The sequence below is a fragment of the Sphingomonas sp. SORGH_AS_0879 genome, from assembly GCF_030819175.1.
GTDB lineage: Bacteria > Pseudomonadota > Alphaproteobacteria > Sphingomonadales > Sphingomonadaceae > Sphingomonas.
The window spans coordinates 1,844,614-1,855,991 of record NZ_JAUTBJ010000002.1 but is presented as its reverse complement, the minus strand read 5'-3'; the positions used below and the strand labels follow the sequence as shown (position 1 = coordinate 1,855,991).

Annotated in this window: 7 protein-coding genes and 1 tRNA gene; 3 read left to right on the top strand and 5 right to left on the bottom strand. The window is 65.0% G+C overall.

The features are described 5' to 3' along the window. On the bottom strand, positions 1-1,026 hold the full coding sequence (locus QE379_RS09530) for a sulfate ABC transporter substrate-binding protein (protein WP_306999878.1): 1,026 nt from the start codon (positions 1,024-1,026) through the stop codon (positions 1-3). Between the two features lie 228 nt (positions 1,027-1,254). Between QE379_RS09530 and QE379_RS09525 the strand changes: the two genes are divergently transcribed. Then, a complete protein-coding gene (locus tag QE379_RS09525; protein WP_306999876.1) occupies positions 1,255-2,694 on the top strand; it encodes an NAD-dependent succinate-semialdehyde dehydrogenase in 1,440 nt (479 codons plus the stop codon). 143 nt (positions 2,695-2,837) lie between these two features. Here QE379_RS09525 and QE379_RS09520 read toward each other — a convergent pair whose 3' ends face one another. Continuing rightward, positions 2,838-3,242, bottom strand: coding sequence for a helix-turn-helix domain-containing protein (locus QE379_RS09520; protein WP_306999875.1), 405 nt, complete (start codon positions 3,240-3,242; stop codon positions 2,838-2,840). Positions 3,243-3,283: 41 nt separating this feature from the next. On the opposite strand from QE379_RS09520, the gene QE379_RS09515 reads away from it, so the two are divergent. Then, complete coding sequence (locus QE379_RS09515; protein WP_306999873.1) at positions 3,284-3,892, top strand: NAD(P)-dependent oxidoreductase; 609 nt, start codon at positions 3,284-3,286, stop codon at positions 3,890-3,892. Between the two features lie 138 nt (positions 3,893-4,030). Further along, a tRNA-Lys gene (locus QE379_RS09510) sits at positions 4,031-4,106 on the top strand. Between the two features lie 579 nt (positions 4,107-4,685). Here QE379_RS09510 and QE379_RS09505 read toward each other — a convergent pair. The 3 genes from QE379_RS09505 to QE379_RS09495 form a co-directional block, all read right to left on the bottom strand. Then, a protein-coding gene (locus QE379_RS09505) for an IS3 family transposase (RefSeq protein WP_373461696.1) occupies positions 4,686-5,851 on the bottom strand; the annotation gives its coding sequence in 2 pieces (ribosomal slippage) (positions 4,686-5,590 and positions 5,590-5,851; 1,167 coding nt in all). 959 nt (positions 5,852-6,810) lie between these two features. Continuing rightward, positions 6,811-8,472 carry a S10 family peptidase gene (locus QE379_RS09500; protein WP_373461758.1) on the bottom strand — a complete coding sequence of 554 codons (1,662 nt, stop codon included), beginning with the start codon at positions 8,470-8,472 and terminating at the stop codon, positions 6,811-6,813. A gap of 231 nt (positions 8,473-8,703) precedes the next feature. Continuing rightward, complete coding sequence (locus QE379_RS09495) at positions 8,704-11,253, bottom strand: M1 family metallopeptidase (RefSeq protein WP_307003159.1); 2,550 nt, start codon at positions 11,251-11,253, stop codon at positions 8,704-8,706. Positions 11,254-11,378: the final 125 nt, after the last annotated feature.

Here is an 11,378-nt window from a genome sequence, read left to right as displayed (position 1 = left end):
TTAGCGCCGCGCGGCCTTGCCGGCATAGATGGCGTCGAACACGCCACCGTCCGCGAAGAACCGCTCCTGCGCCGCCGCCCAACCGCCGAAATCCTGGATCGTCACCATCTCCAGCTTGGGGAAGGTCGTGGCATATTTCGCCAGCACCGCCTGATCGCGCGGGCGATAGAAGTTGCGGGCGGCGATCTCCTGCCCTTCCGCCGTGTAGAGGAACTTCAGATACTCGGTCGCGACCTGTTCGGTGCCATGCGCCTTGGCATTGGCATCGACCACAGCGACCGGCGGCTCCGCCAGGATCGAGATGGAAGGTGCGACGATGTCGAACTTGCCCGCGCCCAGTTCCTTTTCGGAGAGCAGCGCCTCATTCTCCCAGGCGATCAGCACGTCGCCCAGGCCCCGCTCGACAAAGGTCGTCGTCGCCCCGCGCGCGCCGGAATCCAGCACGGGCACATGCGAATAGAGGTCGGCGACATATTTTTGCGCCGCCGCGTCCGACCCGCCCGCCTTCTTGCCATAGGCCCAGGCCGCCAGGAAATTCCACCGCGCGCCGCCGCTGGTCTTGGGGCTGGGGGTGATGACCTGCACGCCCGGCTTCACCAGATCGGCCCAGTCGCGAATGCCCTTGGGATTGCCCTTGCGCACCAGGAACACGATGGTCGAGGTGTAAGGCGAACTGTTGTCGGGCAACCGGCTCTGCCAGTCGGCGGGAAGCAGCTTGGCGCGCTCGGCGATCGCGTCGATGTCATAGGCGAGCGCCAGCGTCACCACATCGGCCGACAGCCCGTCGATCACCGAGCGCGACTGTTTGCCCGATCCTCCATGGCTCATGCGGAAGGACACGGCCTGGCCGGTCCTGGCCCGCCACTGTTTGGCGAAGGCGGCGTTGACGTCCTTGTACAGTTCGCGCGTCGGATCATAGCTGACGTTCAGCAACTCGACCGAGCCCTTGCCGCCATCGCCTCCGCCCGAACAGCCGGACAGGCCGCCAGCCAGACCGACCGCCCCGATCATCAATGCGGCCATCATGGCCGGAAATGGTGCTCGCATACGGACCCGTCCCTTTTCGTTTCGGCGCACAACCTATCTCGATCCCCCCGATAGGAAATGCCGGAATGCTTGGGACGCACAAAGCCCCGCTTTTGCTCCCCCGATCCGGACAGAAGCCCGATTCGGCATGACCGCCCCTTGCATCGATAGCCGCCAGGGCCAATCTCCCGCCCGCATCAAACGCTTACAGTCTTGGAAAGGACGCGCATGACCGCCCCCGATTTTGACGTAAAGACCGGCCTCTATATCGGCGGCGAATGGCTGGGGCCGGAGGGGCGCGAGACGCAAGCCGTGCTGAACCCCGCGACCGGCCAGCCGCTGGGTGACCTGCCGCTCGCGACGACTGCCGATATGGACCGCGCACTGGAGGCCGCCGCGCGCGGATTCGAACTGTGGCGCAAGACCGCACCGCAGGAGCGCGCCGCCGTGCTTCACCGCACCGCCGCGCTGGTCCGCGAGCGTGCCGAGGATCTCGCCCGCCTCGCCACGCTGGAGGAAGGAAAGCCCATCGTCGAGGCACGCGGCGAGGTCGCGGCCACGGCCGCCTTGCTCGACTTCCACGCCGGCGAAGCGGTCCGCATCTATGGCCGCGTCCTGCCGCGTCCCACCGGCACCCGCTCGCTGGTGCTGCAACAGCCGGTCGGCCCGGTCGCCGCTTTCTGCGCCTGGAACTTCCCCGTCATGAACCCGGTGCGCAAGCTGTCGCCCGCCATCGCGGCGGGCTGTTCGGTGATCCTGAAGCCCAGCGAGGAAACCCCCGCCAGTGCGATCGCGATCCTGCGCTGCTTCCAGGATGCGGGGTTGCCGGGCGATGTCGCGCAACTGGTCTTCGGCGTCCCCGATGCGGTGTCGCGCCACCTGCTCGCCTCGCCGGTCACGCGCAAGCTCAGCTTCACCGGATCGGTGCCGGTCGGCAAGCATCTGCTCAAGCTCGCCGCCGATACGGTGATGAAGTCGACCATGGAGTTGGGCGGGCATGGCCCGGTGCTGGTGTTCGACGACTGCGACCTCGACAAGACGCTCGACACGCTCGTCACCCACAAGTTCCGCAATGCGGGCCAGGTCTGCGTCGCCCCCACCCGCTTCCATGTGCAGGAGGGGATTTACGAGCGCTTCGCCAAGGGTTTTGCCGAGCGCGCCGCCGCGCTGAAGATCGGTGACGGCCTGTCCGCCGACACGCAGATGGGCCCCATGGCCAATCCCCGCCGCCCCGAAGCGATCGGCGCGATGATCGAGGATGCGGTGAAGAACGGCGCGCGCAAGCTGACCGGCGGCGAGGCGAAGAGCGGAGACGGCTTCTTCTTCGCCCCCACGGTGCTGGCCGATGTGTCGCTGGAGGCCAAGGCGATGAACGAGGAGCCGTTCGGCCCGATCGCGCTGATCCGTTCCTTCGCCACCACCGAGGACGCCATCGCCGAGGCGAACCGCCTGCCCTTCGGCCTGGGTGCGTACTGCTTCACCGAGAATGGCCGCCGCCAGAACCAGTTGGGCGACGAGATCGAGGCGGGCATGGTCGCGATCAACACCGTCCGGCTCAGCTGGGGCGACGCGCCCTTCGGCGGGGTCAAGGAAAGCGGCTATGGCTCGGAGGACGGGCCGGAAGGCATCGCGAACCATATGATTACGAAGTCGGTCCACATCGCCTGACGGCTCGCCCCTCCACCACCGGGCTGACGCCCGGCGGGCCCCCTCCCCAAGCAAGCTTGGGGAGGAATGGGCTTCTCAATCCTCCCATCCCCGATGCGGACGGGGGACCGCGCCCGAAGGGCATGGTGGAGGGGCAGGCCCCGTCAGCCTCGAGCCCGATACGCCGCCCGCGCCGCCTCCACCTCCGCCTGGTGCGCATCCGCCCAGCGGATCAGCCCGCGCATCGGCTCCAGAAACGACCGCCCCAACTCCGTCAGGCGGTATTCCACGCGCGGCGGCACCTCGGGATAGACGGTCCGCTCGACGAACCCATCCTCTTCCAACCTGCGGAGCGTCCGCGACAGCATCTGTTTCGACACGTCCCCGATCCGGCGCAGCAACGTGTTGAAGCGCAACGTTTCCGGCTCCAGCGCGGCCAGGATCAACAGGCTCCATTGATCCCCGATCCGGTCGAGCACGTCGCGGATCGGGCAACCGCCCTCCCCGGTCAGGCCGGTGTGACCTGGTCCCTCGAAAAGGACGTCTTGTGGCGCGGTGCTGCTCTGCATACCTCCAAGGTCTACAAAGTGGACCATCGGAAGGAAAGACCATGAAGATCGCGCTGATCGGAGCCTCGGGAAATGCGGGCTCGCGTATCCTGAGGGAGTTGTCGGATCGCGGCCATGCCGTGACCGCGATCGCCCGCACGCCCGAACGGATCGCGACGCTGCCCGGTGTGACCCCGGTTGCAGGCGATGTGAGCGACACCGCCGCACTTGTCGAGACATTGCGCAGGCATGACGCCGTCATCAGTTCAGTCCATTTCCTCACCACCGACGCGCAAGGCCTGATCGGCACCGTCCGCGCCTCGGGCGTGACGCGCTATCTGGTCGTCGGCGGCGCGGGCAGCCTGGAGATCGCACCCGGCCAGCGCCTGATCGACCAGCCCGACTTCCCGGAGGCGTACAAGGCAGAGGCGCGTGCGGGCGCGACCTTCCTCGACCTGCTGCGGGGCGTGGACGATCTGGAATGGACCTTCCTCTCGCCCTCGGCGATGTTCGTCCCCGGCGAGCGGACGGGCCGGTTCCGCCTCGGCATCGACCGGCTTCTGACCAACGACCAAGGCAGCCGCATCTCGTTCGAGGATTACGCCATCGCCCTGGCCGACGAGATCGAACAGCCCCGCCACATCCGCCAGCGCTTCACCGCCGGCTATTGAGCTTTGCCCCGGCCAGGATCGGAGAACCGGCCCCGCGACAATAAAATGTCAAAAACCCCCTTGGCAGGTCGGAGTCGCTCCGCTAACAGCGCCCGACCAGCCGGGGACACCCTCCCCGCCTAGCCGAAATTCGGCGATGGACGCATAGCTCAGTTGGTAGAGCAGCTGACTCTTAATCAGCGGGTCCTTGGTTCGAGCCCAAGTGCGTCCACCAGGTTTTTCAACGGCTCCGCAGCAATGCGGGGCCGTTGTGCTTTTGGGCTCCCCTGACTTTCCCCTTTGATAGTGGGACGCCTGACACAATTTATGCGTCGGCGGCCCCGTGCCCCATTTCCAACCTTCACGAATAGCCACATCGTTTCCTTAAATCCGCGGCCGTTCAGATTGGTCTCGGCCTATCGGAGGCGCACGGGGAAGTTACTCTAGCGCGTCTGCGGGCTCGCCAACCGGCGCCAAAGCCGACGCTCTGATCCACCGTTTAGACGCCACTCTCTCAGCATTAGACGCCGTCAATCAATGTTCGATACTCATAGTTATGGTAGCTGCCATATTAAACAGCACGCACACGAGTTTGCCGAACCCGTTTCTTGAGAAAAGAGCGCTAGTGAACACCCGCGCAGCGCTTGGTGCCGCCCTTCTATCCCGGTACGCTATCCCGGCGTCAGGCAGCGTAGCCCTCATAAATTTCGAGCCTTGAAACTGACTCGCTCAGGTGTTGAACTGGCCCCCATTTCGACCGGACGGATTTGAGCCTAGGAAGGAGGCTTGGGGCTATTGACGTGACCCCGGTCTTTCATCCAGCGGCAACCAGAGACCGACCGTGGTTTTCGCGCATAAGCGCAGGTGAAGCAACGGGCGGGGTTAACCCCGCCCGTTGCTGTTCGAGCCCGGCAGCGAAGGCTGCCGGAGTGGCGTAGCCGAGCGAGGAGTGCGGACGCTCGTTGTTGTAGTCGTCGACCCAGCGGGCCAGAATCGAGCGGGCCTGACCGATGGTGAAGAACAGCGTCTCGTTGAGCAGCTCGTCGCGCATGCGACCGTTAAAGCTCTCGACGAACCCGTTCTGCGTGGGCTTGCCCGGCGCGATGTAATGCCACTCGATGCGGGCATCGCCGGACCAGGCGAGCACCGCGTTCGACGTCAGTTCGGTCCCGTTGTCGCTGACGATCATCTTCGGCCTGCCACGCTCGGCGATCAGATCGGCCAGCTCGCGCACGACCCGCCGGCCCGAGATCGACGTGTCCACCACCGCCCGAAGGCATTCGCGCGTGACGTCATCGACGATGTTGAGCACGCGGAACCGACGGCCGGTCACGAGCTGGTCGTGGACGAAGTCCAGACTCCAGCGCTGGTTGGGAAGCGCCAGCACTGACGCGGGCGCACGGCTGCCTGTGGCGCGCCTTCGTCCCTTCCGGCGCCTGACCGTCAAACCCTCCTCACGATAGAGCCGCTGGGTCTTCTTGCGGTTGATCGTGATGCCGTCCCGGCGCAGCAGGATGTGCAGACGCCGATAGCCGAACCGTCGGCGTTGCTGCGCCAGCTCGCGCAGCCGCGACCGCAGGTCGCCATCATCCGCCCGGCACGAGCGATACCGCATGCTCGTGCGGTCTGCCCCAACGACCGTGCATGCCCGCCGCTCGCTCATCCCCAACGTCGCCTGGAGATGCGCGACCGCTTGCCGCTTCGCGGCGGGCGTCACCACTTTTTTGACAGCAGGTCTTTCAACCCCGCATTGTCCAGCATCGTGTCCGCCAGTAGCCGTTTGAGCCGGGCGTTCTCCTCTTCGAGCGACCGCAGGCGCTTTGCGTCGGATACCTCCAGGCCGCCGAACTTCGCCTTCCACGCATAGTAAGTCGCGCTCGACATCCCGTGCTTGCGGCACAGCTCCGTCACCACCGCACCCGCCTCGGCCTCCTTCAGGATGCCGATGATCTGCTCTTCCGAAAACTGCTTCCGCTTCATTCCGTCCGTCCCTTTAAGGAGACGGTCTCTACTTCCAGTTGGATGAAGAAACGGGGGTCACGTCAAAGCTGACCGGAGAAACAAGCGACGATTTCACGGCAGAGGCCGCACAGCGGCTCGTTCTGCAATTCTCTTTGTGCAGCGTCAGATCGTCTGGATCGCCTCGAGGACCACTCAAGCAAAGCGCTCGAGGGAGAAGCGTCCATCATCGATGTATTCACCAGCCTCAAAGCTCTGGTGCTGCGGGCAATGGGCGAGCATAAGTCGAAAGGACCTCGGTCGCCGGATGCCGGCAACATGGCCAAAACCGCTCTCGATGCCTTTCTCTCGGTAGGCTGGTTTGATGCGCGTAACCTGCACGCTCGCGTGGCAATCCGGAAGGATTTAGACTCGCTGTGCGACCCGGAGGGGCCACTCGTCCGGCATAAGAGTCGGGCCATCTACTATTTGAAGCCCGCATTTGCTCGGGCCTGTGCGGTAATCCAAATGCCATGGGCGGATGACGGTAGTATCGTACGCTCGTAAACACCCTGTAGGAGAGGCCCGACCGGCATGATCGGTCGGGCCGTTTCTTTGACAAAATCCCACCACGGCAGTTTTCAATAGCCGAGGACGGACGTGGCAGATCCGTTGGCACTTCCTCCCCTTCCTCCCCACCCCCTTGAATTCCCCTCTACGCCCCCAGGGCCGTGGCAGGCCAACGGGGGCCGCCGTGGGTAATTAGAAACGAGTTTACCCCACGCACCGAGGCCATCAAGGTTGACATGGTTTCAAAATGGCCTATTGTAGACCACCTGGTGCATCTGGAACAGGACCTCTTAATCAGCGGGTCCTTGGTTCGAGCCCAAGTGCGTCCACCATTTTCCAGAATTTATCCGATACTTGCTCATTATGGGCGATACGGCTCGTAACCTGTCCGCTGGGCGGCAACGGTCCGACCGTCACCGCCCCTCTGCCGTTCAGTTTGCCCCGCTTCGACCTGAGGGCGTCGCCCCCTGCCCCGAAGGCGGCACCGGCGGCGTCGCCGATTTCGCATCGCTCACCGCCTCGTCATACCAACCGGCCAGGTCCGCCTTCATGCTCCGTAGCGCATCCGGGTTCAGGTAGGTCATGTGCCCCGCCGGATAGTAGGTGAACCGCAAATTCGCCTGTTGCGCAGGCTCCAGCATCATATGGCCCAAATCATTCTCGGTTCCGAAGAACGGCGTCGCCATGTCGTAATAGCCGTTCATCGACAGCACTTTCAGATACGGGTTCGCCCGCATCGCGGCGGCCAGGTCGATCGCGGTGTTCGGGTTGTTCTGTCCCCCGTCGGGCGACTTGTGCTTCCAGTTCCAGGTCCAGCCTGCCGCGTCGCGCGCCGACAGGCGATAGGGTAGCTCGGTCTTGTAGCCGAGCGTCGATTGCAGATAATCCTGGAAGGACGCGATATAAGCTCCTGAAATCGCGTCCGAAGAGGCATCCGTCTCCGGCCGCTCGCCCGCCGCGTCGGTGTCGATTCCCAGATAGCGGGAGTCGAACCGCCCCACCGTCCGGGCCGACCCGCGCAGCAACTCCTTCTGGAAGCGCGGCAGGTCGATGCGCAGATTGGCGCGCTTGATGAACTCGGGCGAAATGCCGATCAACCGGCTCATCTGCTCGGCGATCTGGTCGCGCTCCTGGGGCGAGATGCTCTGCCCCTTGGCCAGCGCCGACATATAGGGTCCGACCGCGAAGGCCCGTGCCTGCGCCACCACCGTCGCGACATCGGCCGGGCGATCGGCCAGACGGTTGTGATACCAAGCGGTCGCCGCATAGCTGGGCAGGTAATTGAGATAGACCTGATCCAGCCCCGGCTGGCGATAACCGTAATTCATGATCGAACTGAGCAGCACCACGCCGTTCAGCGCCATGCCCTTTTCCTGCAACTGATACGCCAGCGCGCCGGAGCGCAACGTGCCATAGCTTTCGCCGAGCAGGAACTTCGGGCTCATCCAGCGGCCATATTTGGTGACGTAACGCTGGATCGCGCCCGCGAACACGTCGACATCCTCATCCACGCCATAGAATTGCGCGGGCTTCATATCGCCCAGCGGTCGGGAATAGCCGGTGCCGATCGCGTCGAGGAACACCAGGTCGGTCTTGTCGAGCAGCGAGTCCGGGTTGGGCCCCACGTCATAGGGCGCCGGTCGGACGAATTCCGGGCTGGTCGTGCGGATGCGGATCGGCGCGAACGACCCCATGCGCAGCCAGAAGGAGGGTGAGCCCGGCCCGCCATTATACAGGAACGTCACCGGCCGCTTGGTGCCCGGCTTCACGCCATCGAGCGTATAGGCGGTGTAGAACATCGAAGCGGTCGGCTTGCCCTCGATATCGCGGACGGTCAGCGTCCCCGCCGAGGCGACGTAGGGATAGCTGCGACCGTTGATCGTCACGCTATCCTTGTGCCGCACCTCGGTCTCGTCGAGCGGTGCGCGCGCCCAGGCCGCCTCCGCCTCGGCCTTGGCGGCTTCGTGATGCGGGGTCTTTTTCTCCCCCTCCTCCTGCGCGGCGAGCGGCGCGGTCAGGGCGGTGGCGGCGAGAAGCAGGACAAGGCTGTTGCGGATCACGAAGGGCTCTCGATTGAATGACGGAGCCGTCATGGTTCCGCGTTTTTGGAAGCAAGGCAAGGGGTTGCAGAGCCGTCCGCCGATTATGGCAAGCCGGCCGCGGGGGGCAATACCGCAACCCCGTTCAGCCTGAGCGAAGTCGAAGGCCACGCCATGTCGGTCGAGACAAGTGGCGAGAGTTTCCCTTGGCCTTCGACTTCGCTCAGGCTGAACGGAGGTTAGGGCTCAGGGTCGGCGGGGGTTACTCCCCCGCCAACCTTTGCCTCAGCGCGCCAGCCAGCCCTGGACGGCGGGCTTGAGGCGTTCGGCCACCGCCTTGCGCACCGCGATCTGCGAGATGGACCGCTTGGCCCCGCCGCGCGACCCTTCGGGCAGGTTGGCGGCGGCCCAGCTTTCGATCTTGCCGGGCATCGCCGGATCGTTCGAGCCCGCGCCCAGCCCGACGATGAAGGTCGCACGGTTGCTCTCTTCCAGGAAGCTGTCGACCAGCGCCTTGTTCGCGACCGCCCAGTCGAACGCCATGTCCGGATGTGCCCCCGCGATCGAGCGGAGCAGGGCCGCGCGCTGCGGCGGGGTGAAGGTGTCGTTCTTCAACACGCTCAGCGCCCGACGCGCCGCAGCCTCGTCCTCGGCGAAGCCCAGCAGCGAGACATAGCGGTTCTTCACCACCGGATTGCGCTCGGCCTTGGCCAGTTCGTACAGCCGGTCCCACTCGGCGAGCGTCGCGCGGGCGGCATAGGTCGCCAGGATCGGCTGGCGGATTGCTGCCGGGATGGCATCCGGATTCTTCGCGAGCGCCGCGACATAGCCGCGTGCCCGCGCCGCCACCATCGCGTCGCCGCTGGCCCCCAGCCGCCCGATCAGCGTTTCGCGCAGGTTGCTGACGAGCGCGCCCTCATCGGGCTTGGCCTCGAACCCGATCCGGGCGAGCACCGGAGACAGGATCGCGGCCACCTTGGCCCGCAGGGGCTTTTCGAGCGGCGTGCCCTCATACAGGCCGTCGAGGCGCGACAATTCGCCCGCCACCGTTTCCCATTCCAGCGGATCCGCCTCGGGCGAGACGCGGGCCATCAGGTCGAACCAACGGCCGAGATCCTGATACCCCCCAGCCGCCAGGGCATAATCGTCGCCCAGCGTGCCCAACCGGTCCTCCAGCGACAGACGGGCATAATCGCGCACGATCGCGGCGTGCCCGGCGTCGTCGTACATGACACGGGTGTAAGAGCCCTTGCCCCGGTTCAGGACCAGGGTGCCGCACCCGCCCACGCTGACCGGTGTCGCGGCCGCGCCGGTGACGATGGCGCTCGTCTCACCACCACCGATCGTCGCGACGCGGATCGGCACATGCCAGGTTTGCGCCGCCTTCGACGCCGCATCCAGGCCGAACCGGCCCTGGCCGAGCATCGCGACCGTCTGGCCGCCTTCGCAGCGCGAACCCTGCATTGTGATCAGCGGCACGCCGCCCTGCAAGGTGAAGTCATGGGCGATCGTCGCGACATTGGTGCCCGACGCCTTGGACAATTCCTCCCAAAGCTGTTCGGTCACGGTGTTCTGATATTTATACTTGGCCATATAGGCGCGGATGCCCTTGCGGAACGTGTCCGCGCCCAATGTCGATTCCAGCATGCCGATCACCGCCTGCCCCTTGAGGTAGGTGATGCTGTCGAACGCCTCGCCGATCTGGTCGACCGTTTCGACCTTGCGGATGATCGGATGGGTCGCGGCGGTGGCGTCGATGCCCATGGCGGACTCGCGTTCGCCTGCGATGCTGGCGGCGGCGGCCTTCCAGCTCGGGTTCAGGTCGTTGGACGCCTTGCCCTCCATCCACGAAGCGAAACCCTCGTTCAGCCACAGGTCGTCCCACCAGCGCGGGGTGACGAGGTCGCCGAACCACTGATGCGCCATCTCATGCGCGACGACCGTGTGGATGCGCTGCCGGTTGCTCTCGGTCATGACCTTGGGATCGAAGAGCAGTTCATTCTCGAAATAGAAGATCGCGCCCCAATTCTCCATCGCGCCGAAGAACTGGCTGGAACCCGGCCCGGCGATCATGTCCATCTTGGGCAGCGGATAGGGCGTGCCGAAATAGTCGTTATAATAGGCGAGCAGCCTGGATGCCGAGGCGAGCGAATAATCGCCCTGGTCGACCACGCCCTTGCGGCTGACCACGCCGATCTCGACGCCATTGGCATTCACCGTCTTCCGATCCAGATCGCCCGAACCGAAATAGAGCAGATAGCTCGACATGACCGGCGTCTCGTCGAAGCGGTACAGTTGCGCCCCGTCCGCCTGGGGTGTGATCGAGGCAGCCGGCATGTTGCTGATCGCGCGCTGTCCCTTGGGTGCGGTGGCGGTCAGGCGGAACTTCGCCTTGAAGGCGGGCTCGTCCCACATCGGCGCAAAGCGGCGGGCGTCGGGCGCCTCGAACTGGGTCGCCAGCATCCGGTCGGGCGTGCCGTCGGCATTGGTATAGTCGATCGCGAACAGCCCGTTGGCCGAGCGGTTGATCGTGCCGGTCCAGGCGAAGCCGACCTTGTGCCGTCCGACAGAGGCCGCCTGCGGCAATGTCAGGGTCAGTGTCTGCGCCTCCTTGTCGAGCGCGAAGGGCACCGGCTTGCCGTCAAACGTCGCGGCGGTGATCGTCAGTTCGGCGGCGTTGAGGACGATCGCCGTGGTCGACTGGCGCACATCGACATCGACGGTTTCCTCACCGGCGAAGGTCATCGCCTTCGCATCGGGGCGCACGGTGATGTCGTACAGAACCGGCAGCACCGTTTGCGGCAACTGGCCCGCCGCGAGCGCCGGGGTGGACACGGTCAACGCAAGCAGGACCGAAAAAGCGGACTTCATGGCGATCTAAGCCTCTCATTTCAGGATGGCCCGATCTCTACGCGCTCGCCACGGCAAAGCAAATGACGCTGATGTCACTTTGTCACATC

Coding starts and splice junctions, on each gene's coding strand:
- QE379_RS09515 (WP_306999873.1), top strand. CDS start 3,284: ATGAAGATCGCGCTGATCGGAGCCTCGGGAAATGCGGGCTCGCGTATC.
- QE379_RS09530 (WP_306999878.1), bottom strand. CDS start 1,026: ATGATGGCCGCATTGATGATCGGGGCGGTCGGTCTGGCTGGCGGCCTG.
- QE379_RS09520 (WP_306999875.1), bottom strand. CDS start 3,242: ATGCAGAGCAGCACCGCGCCACAAGACGTCCTTTTCGAGGGACCAGGT.
- QE379_RS09500 (WP_373461758.1), bottom strand. CDS start 8,472: ATGACGGCTCCGTCATTCAATCGAGAGCCCTTCGTGATCCGCAACAGC.
- QE379_RS09525 (WP_306999876.1), top strand. CDS start 1,255: ATGACCGCCCCCGATTTTGACGTAAAGACCGGCCTCTATATCGGCGGC.